At 65.6% G+C, this 18,430-nt stretch carries 17 protein-coding genes and 1 pseudogene; 10 read left to right on the plus strand and 8 right to left on the minus strand.

Translation table 11 applies throughout. From position 1 onward, the window contains the following. Positions 1 to 412: pseudogene (gene adh, locus VL752_RS17380) on the plus strand (aldehyde dehydrogenase); the annotation flags it as partial. A gap of 57 nt (positions 413 to 469) precedes the next feature. Here the strand turns inward: adh and hemJ are convergent. From hemJ to hemE, 4 genes are read right to left on the minus strand one after another with little or no spacing between them, the layout of a single operon-like run. After that, positions 470 to 910, minus strand: a complete 441-nt coding sequence (gene hemJ, locus VL752_RS17385) for a protoporphyrinogen oxidase HemJ (RefSeq protein WP_325357124.1) — start codon at positions 908 to 910, stop codon at positions 470 to 472. Next, a complete protein-coding gene (locus VL752_RS17390; protein WP_325357125.1) occupies positions 904 to 1,623 on the minus strand; it encodes an HAD family hydrolase in 720 nt (239 codons plus the stop codon). The genes hemJ and VL752_RS17390 overlap by 7 nt, the downstream gene beginning before the upstream one ends. Continuing rightward, complete coding sequence (gene hemH, locus VL752_RS17395) at positions 1,617 to 2,738, minus strand: ferrochelatase (protein ID WP_325357126.1); 1,122 nt, start codon at positions 2,736 to 2,738, stop codon at positions 1,617 to 1,619. Before hemH ends, VL752_RS17390 begins: the two co-directional genes overlap by 7 nt. Further along, positions 2,739 to 3,773: a uroporphyrinogen decarboxylase gene (hemE, locus tag VL752_RS17400; protein WP_325357148.1), complete on the minus strand. Its 1,035-nt coding sequence runs from the start codon at positions 3,771 to 3,773 to the stop codon at positions 2,739 to 2,741. It abuts the gene before it with no gap. A gap of 306 nt (positions 3,774 to 4,079) precedes the next feature. Here hemE and VL752_RS17405 point away from each other — a divergent pair, with 306 nt between their 5' ends. The 4 genes from VL752_RS17405 (at position 4,080) to VL752_RS17420 (ending at position 7,976) form a co-directional block, all read left to right on the plus strand. Further along, entirely contained in the window at positions 4,080 to 4,967 is an 888-nt protein-coding gene (locus VL752_RS17405) for a pyruvate, water dikinase regulatory protein (RefSeq protein ID WP_325357127.1), read from the plus strand. A gap of 81 nt (positions 4,968 to 5,048) precedes the next feature. Then, complete coding sequence (locus tag VL752_RS17410; protein ID WP_325357128.1) at positions 5,049 to 5,492, plus strand: RrF2 family transcriptional regulator; 444 nt, start codon at positions 5,049 to 5,051, stop codon at positions 5,490 to 5,492. Positions 5,493 to 5,683: 191 nt separating this feature from the next. After that, complete coding sequence (locus tag VL752_RS17415) at positions 5,684 to 7,120, plus strand: FAD/NAD(P)-binding protein (protein ID WP_325357129.1); 1,437 nt, start codon at positions 5,684 to 5,686, stop codon at positions 7,118 to 7,120. Between the two features lie 70 nt (positions 7,121 to 7,190). Beyond that, positions 7,191 to 7,976, plus strand: a complete 786-nt coding sequence (locus VL752_RS17420; protein WP_325357130.1) for an NAD(P)-binding domain-containing protein — start codon at positions 7,191 to 7,193, stop codon at positions 7,974 to 7,976. On the opposite strand, the gene VL752_RS17425 is transcribed toward VL752_RS17420, so the two are convergent. The 3 genes from VL752_RS17425 to VL752_RS17435 all read right to left on the minus strand — a co-directional run bounded on the left by VL752_RS17425 (position 7,973) and on the right by VL752_RS17435 (position 11,232). Further along, positions 7,973 to 8,983: a zinc-binding alcohol dehydrogenase family protein gene (locus tag VL752_RS17425; protein ID WP_325357131.1), complete on the minus strand. Its 1,011-nt coding sequence runs from the start codon at positions 8,981 to 8,983 to the stop codon at positions 7,973 to 7,975. The genes VL752_RS17420 and VL752_RS17425 overlap by 4 nt on opposite strands. 231 nt (positions 8,984 to 9,214) lie before the next feature. Next, entirely contained in the window at positions 9,215 to 10,417 is a 1,203-nt protein-coding gene (locus VL752_RS17430; RefSeq protein WP_325357132.1) for an enolase C-terminal domain-like protein, read from the minus strand. Between the two features lie 74 nt (positions 10,418 to 10,491). Beyond that, entirely contained in the window at positions 10,492 to 11,232 is a 741-nt protein-coding gene (locus VL752_RS17435) for an SDR family oxidoreductase (RefSeq protein WP_325357133.1), read from the minus strand. A 125-nt stretch (positions 11,233 to 11,357) separates the two neighbouring features. Here VL752_RS17435 and VL752_RS17440 point away from each other — a divergent pair, with 125 nt between their 5' ends. From VL752_RS17440 to VL752_RS17455, 4 genes are all read left to right on the plus strand, one after another. Then, positions 11,358 to 12,110: a FadR/GntR family transcriptional regulator gene (locus tag VL752_RS17440; RefSeq protein WP_325357134.1), complete on the plus strand. Its 753-nt coding sequence runs from the start codon at positions 11,358 to 11,360 to the stop codon at positions 12,108 to 12,110. A gap of 79 nt (positions 12,111 to 12,189) precedes the next feature. Continuing rightward, on the plus strand, positions 12,190 to 13,077 hold the full coding sequence (locus VL752_RS17445; protein ID WP_325357135.1) for a DMT family transporter: 888 nt from the start codon (positions 12,190 to 12,192) through the stop codon (positions 13,075 to 13,077). Positions 13,078 to 13,148: 71 nt separating this feature from the next. After that, the gene (locus VL752_RS17450) at positions 13,149 to 14,702 is read left to right on the plus strand and encodes a D-aminopeptidase (RefSeq protein WP_325357136.1); all 1,554 of its coding nucleotides are present in this window, start codon (positions 13,149 to 13,151) and stop codon (positions 14,700 to 14,702) included. A 16-nt stretch (positions 14,703 to 14,718) separates the two neighbouring features. Beyond that, positions 14,719 to 15,612, plus strand: a complete 894-nt coding sequence (locus tag VL752_RS17455) for a LysR substrate-binding domain-containing protein (RefSeq protein ID WP_325357137.1) — start codon at positions 14,719 to 14,721, stop codon at positions 15,610 to 15,612. On the opposite strand, the gene VL752_RS17460 is transcribed toward VL752_RS17455, so the two are convergent. Next, a complete protein-coding gene (locus VL752_RS17460; RefSeq protein WP_325357138.1) occupies positions 15,609 to 16,394 on the minus strand; it encodes an enoyl-CoA hydratase in 786 nt (261 codons plus the stop codon). The two genes, VL752_RS17455 and VL752_RS17460, sit on opposite strands and share 4 nt — an antisense overlap. Before the next feature lie 181 nt (positions 16,395 to 16,575). Between VL752_RS17460 and VL752_RS17465 the strand changes: the two genes are divergently transcribed. Further along, positions 16,576 to 18,372: an IlvD/Edd family dehydratase gene (locus VL752_RS17465; protein WP_325357139.1), complete on the plus strand. Its 1,797-nt coding sequence runs from the start codon at positions 16,576 to 16,578 to the stop codon at positions 18,370 to 18,372. Positions 18,373 to 18,430 lie beyond the last annotated feature (58 nt).

Consider the following 18,430-nt stretch of genomic DNA (forward strand, 5'->3'; position numbering starts at 1 on the left):
CGAGCAGAACCATCTGCCTGGCGATCTTGCTGGTGGCTACTACGTCAAGCCGACCGTGTTCCGGGGGCACAACAAGATGCGCATCTTCCAGGAGGAGATTTTCGGGCCGGTGGTATCGGTGACGACCTTCAAGGACGATGAGGAGGCGCTGTCGATGGCCAATGACACGCTCTATGGCCTCGGCGCCGGCATCTGGAGCCGCGATGCGAACCGGTGCTATCGCTTTGGCCGCGAGATCCAGGCCGGGCGTGTGTGGACCAACTGCTATCACGCCTATCCGGCGCATGCCGCATTCGGTGGCTACAAGCAATCGGGCATCGGGCGCGAGACCCACAAGATGATGCTCGACCACTATCAGCAGACCAAGAACATGCTGGTCAGCTACAGCCCGAAGGCTCTGGGCTTCTTCTGAGATCCAGTCTGGCGGCGATCCCTCAATCACCAGGCCGGGGGGTCGCCGCCTTCACTCTCAGAAGGGCTTCACGATCACCATGATCACGACGATGATCATGAGGATGGTCGGAACCTCATTCGCGATACGGTAGAACTTCTCCGGCCGGCGGTTGCGGTCGTTGAGGAAATCCTTGCGCCATTTCGACGTGGCGCCATGAAAGCCGCTCAGGGCCAGAACGGAAATCAGCTTCACGTACCACCAGCCCTGGCTCCACAGCACCACGCCCGGGGTGAGGACGAGGAGGAGGCCAAAAACCCAGGTCGCGATCATCGCCGGCGTCATGATCTGCTTGAGCAGCCGCCGCTCCATGATCTTGAAGCGCTCGCTCTCAGCAGAACCGATCGGCACGTGGCAATGATAAACGTAGAGGCGCGGCAGATAGAAAGTTGCCGCCATCCAGGCGATGACGCTGATGAGATGAAATGCCTTTATCCATGGATAGAGGGCGATCAGCATGCGCCAGCGCCCTTCGTCTCGAGGCCGAGAAGCACTGGCAGCGCACCCATGTCGCGGAAGATGCCCGCGCCTTGGATCGCCAACTCATGCCCGTCCGCCTTCGGGGAATAGCCGAGGCAGGTCATGCCGGCTGCTTTCGCCGCCTGCGCGCCAGGCACTGAATCCTCGATCACCAGGCAGCGCGCCGGGGGCACCCCACCCGCTTCGGCGGCGGCCAGGAAGAGATGCGGATCAGGCTTGCCGTTCAGGCCGATCTTCATCATGTCCTCGGCACTGTGCTTGCGGTCTCCGACAAGGACATCCAAGCCGGTGCGGCCGAATTTCACCACCATCTCGGCATGGCTGGAATTGGAGGCGACGCGCCAGCTCATCCCGGCCGAGGTCAGCGTCGCCAGCGCGGTCTCGGCGCCGCGAATGGTCTCGACCTCTCGCGCCAGCGCCTCGACCATGGCAGCGGAGAATGTCTCTGCGAAATCCGGCGGCACGGGCCGGCCGATCTCGGCCTCCGTCCGCGAAATGATGTCGCGGAGCGACGTGCCGAGGAACAGGGCTTCGCAATCCCCGGCCGAGATCATCCAGCCGAGCTCCCGCAATGCGCGCGAGAGCACGATACTGGCGAGGCCTTCGCTATCGATCAGCACGCCGTCGCAATCGAATATCACCAGGTCGATCGGCTGATCGCGTCTGGCCAGAACTTCCTGAGCTGTCAGCATGCGGAGGGTTCTAGGCTCTCGGCCGCCGGAAGACCAGCGCGGGCAAAGGGACACTCGCCATGCGCGGAAGAACAGGCCCGGCCGCCACGGTTGCTGCAAAGCCCGGGCCCCCGCGCACGGGCTTTGCGGGCAACGCCGGCAAGCGCGGCAATGAAGCCAGGGTCGCCGTTCTGCACAGGCGCCCGGAAATAGCCCGGCACCCCGTGCTTATGGGCGAGTTCCCGGTATTCCAGGTCGAGTTCGACCAGGGTTTCCGAATGATCGGAGACGAAGGCCACGGGCACCACGACGACCGCGCAGCCGTCCCGCCCTGCCTGCATCACCGCCTCATCCGTGCTCGGACCAAGCCACTGCTGGGGCGTCGCTCGGGACTGGTAGCAGACCAGCCCGTCGATGTCCGGCTCATGCAGATGGCGGCGAAGGGCCGCGACATAGGCCTCGATCTGAAACTGATAGGGATCACCCCGGTCGACGATGACCTTCGGCAGCCCATGGGCAGAAAAGAGCACACGGATCGGTGTGTTGGCCGGCAGTGCCTGCCGTGCCGCATCAATCGCGCCCTGGGCCAGCGTGGCCGCGTTGGCTGCCACCGCCTCGTCATCGAACCAGCAGCAGAGGGTGGTGGTCTTGACGGCAAGCCCGGCGCGCGCGGCGGCTTCCCGCCACGCGATCAGGGAACTGCCGGTCGTGGTGGTCGAGAATTGCGCATAGAGCGGCAGGAGCAGGATTTCGTCCGGCCCCCATGCCTTCACCGCTTGCACTGCGGCGTCGCTGAAGGGATGCCAGTAGCGCATGGCTATGAAGCATTTCGCATCCCAGTCGGGGGCGAGCGACACTTCCAATGCTCCTGCCTGCTGCTCCGTCAGTGGCAGGAGAGGAGAACCGCCACCCATCAGGCGATAGTTCTCCTGGGCCGCCGGCACCCGTTTATGGGCGATGTAGCGGGCCAGAAACGGGCGAACGAAGGGTGGCACCCGCAGGATGGCGGGATCGGTGAACAGGTTCATCAGAAACGGCCGCACTGCCTCCTGATTGTCCGGCCCGCCGAGATTGAAAAGAACGACGGCGACCTTGGGCCGCCTTGCATCGTCCGTTCTTCTGCCGTCGCTTGCCACTCAGCCTCTCCGCACCCGGTTTACCAGCGCCGCCACCTGGTCGGGCGACGTCTGCGGCATCACACCATGGCCGAGATTGAAGACGAAGGGACGGTTCTGCATCGCAGACAGGATCCGCCCGGCCTCCGCTTCCAAAGCAGCGCCCCCCTGCAGCAGGGCGAAGGGGTCGAGATTGCCCTGTAGCCCGATCGCGTCCGGCACCAGGCGTCGGATCACGGCCGGATCGGCCGCCGTATCCATGCCCACCGTCTGCACCCCCGTCTCGGCCGCATAGGCCGCAATCATGGTGCCGGCGAGGCGCGGGAAGCCGATGACCGGAACCGTAGGATGCTTGTCCCGGATCGCAGCCACTATCCGTTTCGTCGGCGCGATCACATGGCGGGCGAAGCCCGACGGCGAAAGCAGCCCGGCCCAGCTGTCGAAGAGCATGACCGCTTCCGCCCCTGCGTCGATCTGCGCCAGCAGGTAAGTGATACTGGTCTCGACCAGGGTTTCGATCAGGAGGTCGAAGGTCGGCAGGTCGCAGGCTGCCATGCGTCGGGTCGCCGCGAACTCCTTCGAACCGCCCCCTTCGATCATGTAGCAGGCGACGGTGAAGGGCGCGCCCACGAAGCCGATGAGGGCCGTGTCAGGGTGCGCCTGGGCCAAGGCCGCACGGGTCAGGCGGATTGTTTCCAGCACCGGCTGCGTGCGGTTGAGAAAGCCTTCCCGGTCCAGCTGCCGCACTTCATCCACAGCCGTGAGCGGGGGTAAGCGCGGTCCATGCCCTTCAGTGAAGGTCAGGTCGCGTCCGAGTGCCCAGGGAAGGATCAGGATGTCACTGAAAAGGATGGCGCCATCCATTCCGAAGCGTCGAATAGGCTGAAGCGTCGCCTCAGTCGCCGCTGTCGGGTTTAGACAAAACCTAACAAAATCAGGACTCTGAGATCGAAGGTCGCGGTATTCCGGCAAGTAGCGGCCAGCCTGTCGCATGAGCCATGTGGGCGGAGGCCACATCGTTTCCCCCGCCAAAGCGTTCAGAAGTCTTTTCACGATTATCCCCAAAGAAGCATCCCAACTCTACCACGTAAGAATAAGAACTTAAGAAGTTTGGAGGATGTAGATGGGGGTGCGAGAGTCGGGGTACCCGGTGCGTCCGGTTTTTGTCCCCAAAGTTTTCCACAGGCTTGGTGAGGATTAAAACGCTGTTTTATCTCGAGACTCTGTGAAGACTCAGTTACACCCCTGGGAGGGTCGTACACATCTTCACATGCGAGTGCGAAATACCTGTTACCCCCGATGTCGGGCTGCGAGCCCGGCGTGCCTTTCCCTTATCCCCACTTATCCCGTTATGATCCCGAGATGTCCACGCACCGGTTGAACCTCCATCTCGTCTCCGATGCCACCGGCGAGACGCTTAATTCCATTGCACGAGCGACGACGGTACAGTTCGAGCATCTGCACATCGTGCCGCATCGCTGGAGCCTGATTCGCACGCGGTTTCAGCTTCATCGCGTGCTGGATGGGGTACAGGCAGAGCCGGGTCCGGTTCTCTCCAGCCTCGTCGACCGCGCGATGCGCAGCGAACTCGACATGGCCTGCGCGCGCCTGGGCGTGCCCATCGTCCATGTGCTGGATCAGGTCATGACCATGCTGCAGGACCATCTGGGCGAACAGGCGTCAGCCCGGCCGGGTCGGCAGTATATTCTCGATGCCGATTATTTCCGGCGGATCGACGCCATCCACTATGTCCTCGCGCATGATGACGGCCAGGCCCAGGCAGGCATTGCGGAAGCGGATGTCATCCTGGTCGGTGTCTCCCGCTCCTCCAAAACGCCGACCTCCTTCTACCTGGCCAATCGCGGTATCAAGGCGGGGAACATCCCGCTCGTGCCGGGGATCGATCTGCCCCCCGCGCTTGACAGTCCCAGCTGCCCGGTGGTCGGCCTTACCCTTGATCCGCAATCCCTCATCGATATTCGCCGCCACCGGCTGCGCATGCTCGGCACCAACGCTGTCGGCCAGCGCGACCGCGGGGAATATACCGACCTCGATGCCGTGACGGCCGAGCTGCTCTGGGCCAAGCGCCTTTGCACCAGCCGGGGTTGGCCGGTCATCGATGTCAGCCGTCGCTCGATCGAGGAAACCGCGGCCACGATCATCCAACTGATGGATGCCTGGCGCGAGCGGCGCGCCAGGGCCGCCGCCAAATCCGCAGGCGGAGGTTCCGCTGCGTCCCCCGAGGCTTGAGACTTGCGCCTGCCTTCGGGAAGGCGCATCCGTTTTCATGACCGTCCCCCACCAAGCCCGCCGTTACCTGATGGATCGTCCATGCTGTCGAGCCGCGCCAAATATGCTCTTCGCGCCATCCTCGTTCTTGCCGAGGAAGCGCCATCGAATCGCTGGACCAGTGCCCAGATCATTGCCGAACGCAGTGACACGCCGCGCAAATTTCTCGAGGCGATTCTGGTGCAGCTGCGGGACGAAGGCTTCATTCAGAGCCGTCGCGGCCCCGTGGGCGGCCATAAGCTGTTGAAGCCCGCTGGGGAAATTTCGGTTGCCGACATCTACCGTGTCATTGATGGGCCGATTGCGCTGACCCCTTGTGCCAGCCGCACGCGCTTCGGCGTCTGCAAGGACTGCAAGGATATCGAGACCTGCCAGCTGACCGGCCTGATGCAGCGGGTGCGCGACGCCGCGGCCGAGGTGCTGGAAGGATGCACCGTGGCCGATCTCGCACGCACGCCGGCGCTTGGCGCGGACCTCGCCGTGTAAGCGGAGGCGCCTCTCTCCTCGCTAATTTTCTACTTGACCAATAGGAAATAGCGCGTGCCATAGTAGGGCATGAGCGCAGCCCTTACCGTCCCCATTTCTGTGCCCATCCATGACCGCCTGGGAGGCTCCCGGCCGGAGCGTTTCCCTTGCGGATATCGCTGCACCGATCACGAGAAATCAGGATGTCCAGGATGACCGAACAGACCGTCGCCATCATCGGCGCGGGCTTCAGCGGCACGCTGCTGGCCCTTCATCTGATGCGGCAATCTTCTCCCGAGACCCGCATCCTCCTCATCGAGCGCAACCGACATTTCGGCCGCGGTGCGGCCTATTCCACCGGCAATTCGTCCCACCTGCTCAACGTGCCGGCAGCCAAGATGAGTGCCTATCAGAACCAGCCCCAGCATTTTCTCGACTGGCTGCGGGCGGCGGAACCCGCCGAGCTCGGCGGCATCAAGCCCTCACCCACCACCTTCGTGCCGCGCGCGGTCTTCGGCCGCTATGTCGAAGACCTGCTGGAGAGCGAGCGCCGTTCGGCGGTCTTCTGCGGCAGGCTCGATCTGCTGCAGGCCGATGTCGCCGATGTCGAGACGCAGTCCGGCGGGGTCGCCCTCACCCTTGGCGACGGGACGGTGCGGATGGTGGATCGCGCGGTGCTCGCCGTCGGCAATTTTCCGCCCTCACCGCCGCAGGTCGCCGATCCCGGCTTCTATGATACGACTTTCTACAGTCCGGACCCTTGGGCGCCCGATCTCATCGCCGATCTCGACCAGGACACGCCCGTCCTGCTGATCGGCACCGGGCTCACCACCATCGATACCGTCATTTCACTGCTCGATCAGGAGCATCGCGGACCCATCATCGCGCTCTCCAGGCGGGGCCTGCTGCCGCAGAATCATCTCCTCGGCCCCAATGCCACGGCCTTGCCTGAAAACGAGCAATTCCCGACCCGCCTCAACAGCCTCGCGCGCTTCCTGCGCGCGCGGGCGGCGGCTGCGCGCCAGGCCGGCGGCTCCTGGCAGGCTGTGATCGACGAGTTGCGCCCGCTCACCACCGATATCTGGCAGGCGATGGCGATCGAGGACCGCAAGCGCTTCCTCCGTCATCTCCGCCCCTGGTGGGATACGCACCGCCACCGCGTCGCGGGTCCCGTCGCCGCGCGCATCGCGGAGGCCCGCCGCAAGGGCCAGCTGCATATACGCGCCGGGCGCATCCGCGATTTCCGCATCCGTGCCGGCGCGCGGGTCGAGGTCAGCTTCCGGCCCCGCTTCCAGGAGGGGATGGAGCAGGTCTCTGTGGGCCGCGTCATCAATTGCGCGGGGCCGGAAAGCGATTTCGCCCGTATCCGCGATCCGCTGCTGCGCCGGCTGCTCGACCGCGGCCTGATCCGTCCCGACGCGCTCGGCCTTGGCCTCGATATCACCCGCAACTGCGCGCTGCTCGACCGGGAGGGTGCGATTTCCCGCAGGCTTTATGCCATTGGCCCGGTGACCAAGGGCGCTTTCTGGGAGATGACGGCGGTGCCCGACATCCGCCAGCAGGCGGAGTTCCTGGCTGGCCAACTCGCGGCCCTGGTGCGTCCGCCCGCCCATGCCGCGCGGATGGCGGATGCGACCTGGTCGATCTGAGGGCGCTTGCGCTTCGCTGCTGGCCGCGTCTTCCTAAAAGGGACAGCGGCTTGCAAGGAGCGACAGGGCCATGGCGATATTGGGATTTGTGGGAACGGGAACACTCGCGGATGCGGTGATCCGCGGGTTGCAGAAGACGGAGGCGCAGGCGCATCGCTTCCTGCTCTCGCCACGATCTGAAACCCGGTCCCGCGCGCTCGCCAGGGAATTCGACAATACCAAGCGCGCCGAGAGCAACGAGGCGGTGGTGGCGCAGAGCGACATCGTCCTCCTCGGCGTTCTGCCGAAGCAGATCGGCGAGTTGGGTGCCCTGCCCTTCCGGGCCGATCAGATCGTGGTGAGCTTCCTCGCCGGTGTGCCGGTCGAGGTGGTGCGCCGGAACATCGCGCCGGCCACCCGCGTGGTCCGCATGATCCCCCTGCCCTGCATCGAATTCGGCAAGGGCCCGATCCTGATGACGCCCGCCGATGCCGAGGTTGAAGCGATCTTCGGGAAAGTCGGGGAACTCGTGATCCCGGACCAGGAGAGTGATCTTGACGCGATCAGTATCGCGAGCGGTCTCATGTCGGCGCATTTCCAGATGCAGAACACCGTCGTCGCCTGGCTGCAAAGCCGGGAAATCGTGCCGGCCCTGGCCTCGCGCTACGTCCGCTCCCTTTATTCGGGCCTCGGCGAACTGGCGCTCGAGATGGATCGCAAGGGCGATGCCCTGCCGCCGGAGGAATATGAGACGCGCGGCGGGCTGAACGAGACTGCGCGCGCCTTCCTCAACCATGAGGGCTGGTTCGATGACATGGCCCGCGCGCTTGACCGGGTTGAGGCGCATCGTCGCACGCTGATGAAGCCGGCGGACTAGACCTCGAGGAGCGCCTTGATCACCCCGGTCTCGGGCCTGGCCCAGACCGGGATCGCGGAAGGACCCTCGCCGAACGGCGCGCGATGGGTGGCGAGCGCCTCCGTCGGCACCCGGCCCGCGGCCATTGCCGCCATCACCTCGCGGAAATCCGCGGGAAGTGCATTGCGGCTGGCGAGAAGGGTTGTCTCCCGCTTGTGGAATTCGGGGTCGGGAAAGCCGATATCGTCCTGCACGATGCTGAGCAGGACATAGCGGCCGCCATGGCCGACATAGGCGAGACCGCCCGAGATTGAGGCTGCGTGGCCTGTGGCATCCACCACCACGTCGAAGAAATCACCCTCCGTCTGTGCGGAAAGGGCGGCTTGAGCCTCGGGTCCGGCGCGCAGGGCATGGGCGACGCCCAGCGTCCCGGTCGCGAAATCCAGCCGGTCCTGCCGCAGATCCATGACCGTGACCTCGCCGCCATTGGCCTGGGCAAAGATTGCGGCCGCGATGCCGATGGGCCCGCCACCCACCACGAGCACACGGTCCTCGGGGCCGACGCCGGCCCGGCGAATGCCATGCGCACCGATGGCGAGGAATTCGACCATCGCCGCCTGGTCGAGGGAGAGCCCTTCGGCGGGGAAGAGATTGCGCAATGGCACCGCCAGATATTCGGCCATGCCGCCGTCCAGATGCACACCGAGCACCCCGATCCTCTGGCAGCAATTGGTGAAACCGCGGCGGCAGGCGCGGCATGTCCCGCAGCTCAGATAGGGCATGACGACGACCGCCATGCCCGGCGTGAAGCCGGAGCCGGCAGGCGCCTCGACGATCTCGGCCGAAAGCTCATGGCCGATGATTCGGGGATAGGCAAAATAGGGCTGGCGGCCGCCGAGGATGTGATAATCCGTGCCGCAGATGCCGATCCGCCGGATGCGGAGAAGCGCCTCTCCAGGCCCGGGCGTGGGGACCGGCCGCTCGATCAGCTCGAGCGTGCCGGGCTTGCTGCAGAGGATCGCTTTCATCGGGTGTTTCTTTTCCAAGCTTGGACCCTTGGCCGGAGCGATGGCCCCCGCATGTCGGTCGTTCAGAAAATGTTAAGGCTTTCTCTTGGACCTGGTCAAAACCTTATCGACTTGGGTCAGGGTCTGATCGGGTCAGACCGAATCGCGGCATCGCTTCCACCCGACATGATCGTGCACGAGCGGGCGCAGCGCGGCCGCCTTTCTGTCACCGTTATTGTCATGGCAACTGATTCAGCCCCGGAAGACATATTGGGCGAGCGATTCCGGGCGCATGGTGATGGAGAAGCCGGGCTCTTTCGGCGGCAGATAGGCCGAGCCGATGACGGTGCAAGGCTCCAGGAAATGCTCGTGAAGATGGTCGACATATTCGGCCATGCGATTCACCTGCGAGCCGGAGACCGCAAGATAGTCGATCATGGCGAGATGCTGGATATATTCGCAGAGGCCGACGCCGCCGGCGTGCGGGCAGACCGGCAGGTCGTGCCGCGCCGCCATGATCATGACGGCGAGAACTTCGTTGACCCCGCCGAGGCGCGACGCGTCAAGCTGCACGATGTCGAGCGCGCCGCGCGAAATGAACTGCTTGAACATGATCCGGTTCTGGCACATCTCGCCGGTCGCGACCATGATGGGTGACACCGCATCGCGGATCCGCCTGTGTCCTTCGATATCGTCGGGGCTCGTCGGTTCCTCGATGAACCATGGCTTGGCGAATTGCAGCTCCTTCAGCCAGGCGATCGCCTGTTCCACTTCCCAGACCTGATTGGCATCGATCATCAGCCGGCGATGCGGGCCGATGACCTCGCGCACGATGGCGACCCGGCGCATGTCATCCTCCAGCCTGCGGCCGACCTTCATCTTGATGTGATTGAAGCCGGATTTGACGGCGAAATGTGCGGCCCGGGTCAGCTGCTCGTCGGTACTGCTCAGCCAGCCTGGGGCGGAGGTGTAGCAGGGGTAGCCGTGCGTCATCAGCTGATCGAGCCGCTCATGCTTGTCCCGCGCGGCGTCCGTCAGGAAATCAAAGGCTTCTTCCGGCCCGATGACGTCGAGGATGTAGCGGAAGTCGATGCAGCGGACGAGCTCCATCGGGCTCATCTCGCCGACCAGACGCCAGACCGGCTTGCGTTCCGCCTTCGCCCAAAGGTCCCAGACGGCATTGACGACGGCGCCGGTGCCGAGATGCATGGCGCCCTTGCTGGGTCCGATCCAGCGCAGCTGGCTGTCTCCGGTCATGCGCCGCCAGAAGCGCCCTGGATTTTCACGGATCCAGTCGAGGTCGAGACCGACGACGAGATGGGAAAGGGCGCGGATGGCTGCGCACACAACCTCCGTGCCGCGGCCGATGGTGAAGGCGAGGCCATGTCCGCTCAATCCGTCCTGGTCGGTCCGCAGAACGACATAGGCGACCGAATATTCCGGATCGATGTTCATGGCATCCGACCCGTACAATGTGTTCGACGTCGGAAAACGAACGTCCACAGTGTACAGGTCGGTTATTTTTACCATTAAATGGACCAGCCACCGTCAATGATCTGTTCCGTGCCCGTCGTGTAGCTGCTTTCGTCGGAACCGAGATAGAGGGCGAGATAGGCGATTTCCTCCGCCGAGCCGAGACGGCCCATGGGCTGCCGCTGCACGAAGCCGGCGCGTGCCGCGTCCTGCGTGACGCCGCCGGAGGCCGCCTGCGCCTTGATGCGATCGTCGAGCGAGGGGGATTGCACCGTGCCGGGGCAGATTGCGTTGCAGCGAATGCCCTTCGTTACGTAATCGGCTGCAACGGATTTGGTGAGGCCCAGCACTGCCGCCTTCGACGCGCCATAGGCCGCGCGGTTCGGGGCACCTTTGATGGAAGACGCGACAGAAGCCATATTGATGATGGAGCCTCCACCCGAGGCGAGCATGCCAGGCAGGAAGGCGCGTATCATTCGATACATTGCGGTAACGTTAAGATCGAAGGAGAACTGCCAGGCTCGGTCATCACAATCGAGTATCGAGCCCTGATGCACGTAGCCCGCGCAGTTGAACAGGATGTCGATCCGTCCGGCCTCGGCGGCCGCTTTCTCGACCGCCTCGGCGGAGAGGACGTCCAGCACCTGCACTGTGCATCCCTTCACATGTTGCAGCGCGGCAGCATTGATGTCTGTGGCGATGACCTCCGCCCCTTCGCGCGCGAAGAGCTCGGCCGTCGCGCGGCCGATCCCCTGCCCCGCCGCCGTGATGAAAGCCCGTTTTCCTGTGAGTCTCATGGCATCTCCTCAATCCGGCGATGGGTGTGAATGATGCTTGGTCGTAAAGGACCAATGGCCGGACCAATTATTGTGTTGTAGTAGGATGAGTAGACCATGCCAAGCGCAGCCAAAATGGGAAAAGAATGGCCCTGGAAGCCATCCAGAATCGACGCCTCTACACACAGATCGCCGACCGGCTCTGCGAACTGATCCGCGCGGGCGAATATCCGCCCGGCGCCTTTCTCCCGTCCGAGCGCGAGTTGGCGGCGGCCCTTCAGGTCAGCCGTTCCTCGGTGCGCGAGGCGTTGATCGCGCTTGAAGTCCTGGGCGTGGTCGATGTGCGGGTCGGCGCCGGCATGCAGGTGCTGCGCATGCCCGGAGGCGACGTCACGCTCGACAGCATGAGCCAGATGACGCGGATCAACCTGATGGAGCCCGATCCCGAACTGCCGATCATGTTGGATCTCTCGGCCGAGATTCCGCCCTTCGCGCTGCTGCAGGCGCGCAGGCTCGTGGAGCCTGAAACCGCGGCACTGGCCGCCCGCCATGCCACCGCCGCACAGATCGATGCGCTGCGCGCGGCCTTCGAGCGCAATTTGCGGGATAATCGCGAAGGCAGCCGCACCAATCCGGGCGACCGCCAGTTCCACATCGTGATCGCCCAGGCGAGCGGCAACCCGGCCTATGAGATGCTGATCACGCTGTTGCTCGGCCATCGCTACGGCACCCTCTTCCGCCGCCTGCAGGGGCTCTACACGCCGGACGACATGTCGTTCCGCTCCGAAGGGGAGCATTGGGAAGTCCTGAAGGCGATTGTCGCGCGGGACCCGGATGCCGCCCGCGCCCGCATGGCGGACCATCTCGATTCGGTCATCGCGATCTTCGATCGCGAATAGCAGGGCGGCCGGGAGGCCCGATTGACGAGCGGCGAGAGGCATTCCAGACCGGGCCGCCCTCCCGTCCGGCTTGGAAATGATGTCTCGACTCTCCGCCAATCTCGGCCTTCTCCTCGCCGCCGCCATTTGGGGTGGCGGCTTCATCGCCCAGTCCGAAGCGGCGTCCTTGGGCGCGGGCTGGCTCACCGGCCTGCGCTACATCCTGGCTTTCCTGGTCGTTTTGCCTCTCGGCGTTTGGGAGGCAAGGCGGGCTGCTCACCCGCTGGGAGCAGCGGAGTGTCTGCTGCTCCTGCCGCTCGGCTTCGCCTTCTTTGCTGGCACGATTCTCCAGCAATGGGCGGTGGCGGTGACGAGTGTCACCCATGTCGGTTTCCTGACAGGCCTCTATGTCATCTTCGTCCCCTGTCTCGAAACGCTGGTGTCCCGCCGCCTGCCGCATCCCGCCATCTGGGTCGCGGCACTTCTGGCGCTCATCGGCACCTGGTTTCTTGCCGGCAATCTCGGCGGGCTCGGCGCCGGGGATCTGATGACGATCATCTCCGCCCTCTGCTTCGCCGCGCAGATCCTCCTGCTCGACCGGTTCATCCGGCGAAGCGGGCGGCCCGTCGCGGCGGCGCTCTGGCAATCCGCAACCTGCGTCGTGCTCGGCCTGACGATTGGCGGGCTCACGGAGCCCTGGCATCCGGCCGCGATCGCGGGCGCCTGGAGAGAGATCCTCTATGCCGGCGCGCTGTCCGGCGGCGTCGCCTTCCTGCTGCAGGCCATCTTCCAGCGCTACACGCCGCCCAGCGACGCCGCCGTCATGCTGATGTCGGAATCGCTCTTCGCCGCCCTCCTCGCCGCGCTCATCCTCGGCGAGCGGCTACCGCCGGCCGGCTGGCTCGGCTGCGCGCTCCTCCTCGGCAGCCTGGTTCTCGCCCAGTTCGGGCCCATGCTCCGCCGCCGCGCGGTCGCAGGTGCCGTCTGACGCGACCGCGGTCTTGCCAGTTCGGCCCCGAGGCGCCTTTCTAGCGGCCCGACCGATCCGGAGCCCGTTTCATGACAGCAGCCGCTTCTCTCGACACGATCCTCGCGACCCTGCCCCAGCGCCACGCGGGGCCCGGTGGCGCGGTGGCCGTCCTGAAAAACGGCCAGGTTCTCGCCCGCCATGCCTGGGGCTTCGCCGATGCCGCGCGGCGGATTCCCTTCACGCCGCAGACGATGAGCCTGATCTGCTCGATCTCGAAGCAGTTCACCTGCGCTCTCCTGCTCGACCTCTTTCCAGACCCGACCGTGCTGACGGGCGATCTCCACCGCCGCCTGCCGCTGCTGGAGGGCGCGCGGCCGGGCATTCTTGATCTTGCCCATAACCAGTCGGGCCTGCGCGACTATTGGGCCGTCGCCATGCTTCAGGGCGCGCCCGTCGAGGGGCGTTTCACGGCGGAGGACGCCCAGCGGATCATCAGCCGCACCCGCAGCCTGCAGTTCGCGCCCGGCACCCGCTACTCCTACTGCAACCAGAATTTTCGACTTCTTTCCGATATGATCGAGGAACGGACCGGCCAGGCTTTCGCCGACCTGTTGCGTGCCCGCGTCTTCAATGTCGCGGGCATGCCCACGGCGAAGCTCAATGCCGATACGGCTTGGGTGGAAGGCGGCACGCTGGGCTACGAGGGCAGTGCGGCGGAGGGATTTCGCCCCGCGGTCAACCATATCGTCTGGACCGGCGATGCCGGCATCGCCGCCTCGCTGGAGGACATGATCGCCTGGGAGCAATATATCGACGCGACCCGGGACGACGCGGACACGCTCTACGGGCGCCTTGCCGGACCCGTTACCTTCCGGGACGGCACGCCCGCTACCTACGGTTTCGGGCTTGCCCGCGCGGAATTTCACGGCCGAAAGGCGACGTGCCATGAAGGCGGCCTGCGCGGCTTCCGCAGCCTCCGCGCCTATCTGCCGGAGGAGCGGATCTCCGTCGTCACGCTCTTCAACCATATGGCCGATCCCCGCGGGCCGGCGCTCGAGATTCTCGGCGCCATGCTGGGCGGAACCAGCGCTGCGGCGGTGACAGAAGGGGATGCTGCCGGCGTCCTCGGCCGCTACATCGAACCTGAAAGCGGATTGGCCGTCGCGATCGACGCGGCGGGCGAGGGGCGCATCAGGCTGGGCTACGGCCATGGCGCGGATCTGCTGTCTCCCGCCGCCGATGGCGCCTATGGCTCGGCCGGCAGCCGGCTCGCTGTCACCGAACAGGGCCTGCGGCTGGAACGGCCGAGCGAGAATCTCGCGACAGTCCTGGCGCCCGTCGCAGGCGAGCCGGCGGCCGATGTCGAAGGCGTCTTCCGCTCGATGGAGCTTGGTGCCGAACTCACCTTGGCCGCGTCCGGGGGCGGGCTCTACGGCGCCTTTTCCGGCTTCCTGGGCCGCGGCGAGATGCTGCAGCTGAAGCCTTTCTCGCAGGACGTGTGGCTGCTGCCCTGCCCGCGCGCGCTCGATTACAGCGCGCCGGGTGACTGGACGCTGCGTTTTGAGCGGGACAGCGCGGGCCGGGTCTCGGGCGTCACGCTCGGCTGTTGGCTCGCCCGCAATCTTTCCTATACCCGCGTCTGACCTGGAAACGCGGCCCTTGCGCCATCCCCTGACCCTGGAACAGCTGCGCATCTTTGCGGCTGTCGCCGAGCGTCAGCACATGACCCGCGCGGCGGAGGCGCTGGACCTCGCCCAATCGGCGGTCAGCGCGGCCATCGCCGGACTGGAGACGCGCTTCGGCACCAAGCTTTTCCACCGGGTCGGCCGTGGCATTGCGCTGACGGAGGCGGGTGCGGTGTTTCTCGGCGAGGCGCGCGCCGTGCTGGCGCGGGCCGAGGCGGCGGAGCTGGTGCTTTCCGAACTCGGGGATCTCAAGCGCGGAACGCTGACGCTGCAGGCGAGCCAGACCATCGCGAGCTACTGGCTGCCGCGCCACCTCGCGGCCTTCCGCCAGGCGCATCCGGGGGTCGAGATCCATCTCACCATCGGCAATACCGCGCAGGTCGCGGCGGCGGTGCATGAGGGAGCGGCGGAACTGGGCTTCATCGAAGGTGCCATCGACGATCCCGCTCTGATCTCCGAACAGGTGGCGCGGGACCAGCTGGTGGTGCTGGTCGCGCCCGATCACGCCTGGGCCACGGTGCGGTCTTTCGATCCGAAGCGACTGGCCGAGGGCGAATGGGTCTTGCGCGAGCCGGGGTCCGGCACGCGCTCGGTATTCGAGGCGGCGATCGAAGGCTTCGGCCTGTCCCCCTTGGCGCTGCGGGTGATCCTCGAACTCCCGTCCAACGAGGCGGTGCGCGGCGCGGTGGAGGCGGGCCTCGGTGCCACGGCCCTCTCCGCCTCCGTCGCCGCACCCAGCCTCGAGGCCGGGCTTCTGCAGGCGGTCGATCTCCGCCTGCCGGACCGGCCCTTCTCGCTGCTGCGCCGGACGGAGCGCTACCGCAGCCGGGCGGCCGAAGCGCTGATGGCGATCATCGCCGGGGGCTAGCGCCCCGTGAAGGCCGCCTTTCGCTTTTCGATGAAGGCGGCCATGCCCTCCTTCTGATCCTCGGTCGCGAAGGCGGCGTGGAAGGTCCGGCGCTCTTGCCGGATGCCCTGGGCCAGCAGCGTCTCATAGGCCGCATTGACCAACTCCTTGGCGAGCTGGGTGGTGAGCGGCGACAGGCCGGCGATCTTGCGCGCCACGGCCCGCGCTTCCTCCATCAGCTTCTCGGCGGGCACGACGCGGCTGACGAGCCCGGCGCGCTCGGCCTCCGCCGCATCCATCATGCGGCCGGTCAGGATCATCTCCATGGCGTGCGCCTTGCCGATGGCGCGCGGCAGGCGCTGGGTGCCACCCGCGCCCGGCGGAATGCCCAGCGTGATTTCGGGTTGGCCGAATCGTGCCGTGTCGGCCGCGAGGATAATGTCGCACATCATCGCAAGCTCGCAGCCGCCACCCAGCGCGTAGCCCGCGACGGCGGCGATGACGGGGGTGCGGCAGCGGGTGACGGCCTCCCAGTTGCGGGTGATGAAATCCTCGGAAACCGCCTCGGCGAAGCTTTTCCCGGCCATTTCCTTGATGTCCGCGCCGGCCGCGAAGGCTTTTTCCGAGCCGGTGAGGATGATCGCGCGCACCCCGGGGTCCGCATCGAGCGCCGGGATCACCGCGCTCATCTCGTCCATCATCTGGTTGTTGAGCGCATTCAGCGCCTGCGGCCGGTTCAGCGTCAGAATGGCGAAGCCCTCCTCCCGTTCCAGGATGAGACAGGTGAGCGTCGAGGGATCCATGGGCTTTTCCTTTCTTCGCGAACGGCTGGGCCGGGCCGCTCTTGTAGCATGCGCCGCTTGGTTGACATGCCCCCGGGGCAGGGGCAGCCTGCCCCTCCGCCACCACGCGGCTTTGCCGCGACTCTGTGATCCTTGAAGAGGCAGAGGGGCAAGGATGAGACGAGACGAAGGGGTTGCCTGCATGGCCAGTCACGAAAACGATAACGGCCCGAAGCGGCTGAGAAGCCGCCGCTGGTTCGACAACCCCGCAGATCCCGCGATGACGGCGCTCTATCTCGAGCGCTATATGAATTTCGGCCTCACCCGGGCCGAGCTGCAGTCCGACAAGCCGATCATCGGCATCGCGCAGACGGGGTCCGATCTTTCGCCCTGCAACCGCCATCACCTCGATCTCGCCCATCGTGTGAAGGACGGCATTCGTGAAGCGGGGGGCGTGCCGCTGGAATTCCCCTGCCACCCGATCCAGGAAACCGGCAAGCGCCCGACGGCCGCGCTCGATCGCAACCTCGCCTATCTCAGCCTGGTCGAGGTGCTGCACGGCTATCCGCTGGATGGTGTCGTGCTGACGGCGGGCTGCGACAAGACCACACCGGCCCTGCTGATGGGGGCAGCGACAGTCAACATTCCCTCGATCGTGCTTTCCGGCGGCCCGATGCTGGACGGCTGGTTCAAGGGCAAGCTCGCCGGTTCCGGCACCGTCGTGTGGAATGCCCGCAAGCTCTACGCCGAAGGCGAGATCGGCTACGAGGAATTCATGCAGATGGTCGCGGCCTCCGCGCCCTCCATCGGCCATTGCAACACCATGGGCACGGCGAGTTCGATGAACGCGCTGGCCGAAGCGCTCGGCATGTCGCTCCCTGGTTGCGCTGCCATCCCCGCGCCCTACCGCGAGCGCGGTCAGATCTCCTATGAGACCGGGCGGCGCATCGTCGCCATGGTGCATGAAAACCTCCGGCCCTCCGACATCATGACCAAGACGGCCTTCGACAACGCGGTCGTTGCGGCGGCGGCACTGGGCGCGTCCTCCAACTGCCCGATCAGCATGGTTGCCATCGCCCGCCACATGGGCGTGGAGCACAGTCTGGAAGATTGGCAACGCCTGGGGCCGGAAATCCCGCTTCTGGTCGACATGCAGCCCGCCGGGCGCTTCCTCGGTGAAAGCTTCCATCGTGCCGGCGGCGTGCCGGCGGTGATGCGCGAGCTGTTGAAGAACGGGAAGATCGATGGCTCGGCTCTGACCGTCACCGGCCGCACCATCGCCGAGAATCTGGAGACGACCGAAGACGGGGACCGCGAGGTCATCCGCGCCTATGACGCGCCGCTGAAGGAGCACGCGGGCTACGTCGTCCTCTCCGGCAATATCTTCGAGACCGCGGTGATGAAGACCAGCGTCATCGACGAGGAATTCCGCGACCGCTTCCTGAGCAACCCCGACCATCCCAACGTCTTCCTGGGCCGCGCCGTGATCTTCGAGGGGCCGGAGGATTATCACGAGCGTATCGAGGACCCGAACCTCGGCGTGGACGAGGATTCCGTCCTCATCATCCGCAATGTGGGACCCGTGGGCTATCCCGGCAGCGCCGAGGTGGTGAACATGCAGCCGCCGGCCGTGATGCTGAAGCGCGGCGTCAATGCCCTGCCGACGATGGGCGACGGGCGGCAGTCCGGCACCTCGGGCAGTCCCTCCATCCTGAATATTTCGCCGGAAGCGGCCGTCGGCGGCAATCTTGCCCTGCTCCGGGACGGGGACCGCATCAGCATCGACCTCAATACCCGCCGGGTCGACGTGTTGATTTCGGACGCCGAGATGGCCGAGCGCCGCGCCGCCTACACGCCGCCGGTCCTCGACAACAAGACGCCCTGGGAAGAAATCTACCGCAGCATGGTCGGCCAGATGGGCACCGGCGCCTGCCTGGAACCCGCGACGCGATACATCAACATCATCGAAACGCGCGGGGAGTCGCGCAACAACCACTGATCGGCTAAGTCTCTGCGGCGTCTGCGGCGGGCGGGGCTTTCCCTGCCCGCCGTTGCTT

The sequence above is a fragment of the Acidisoma sp. genome (assembly GCF_035492295.1).
Classification (GTDB): Bacteria; Pseudomonadota; Alphaproteobacteria; order Acetobacterales; family Acetobacteraceae; genus Acidisoma.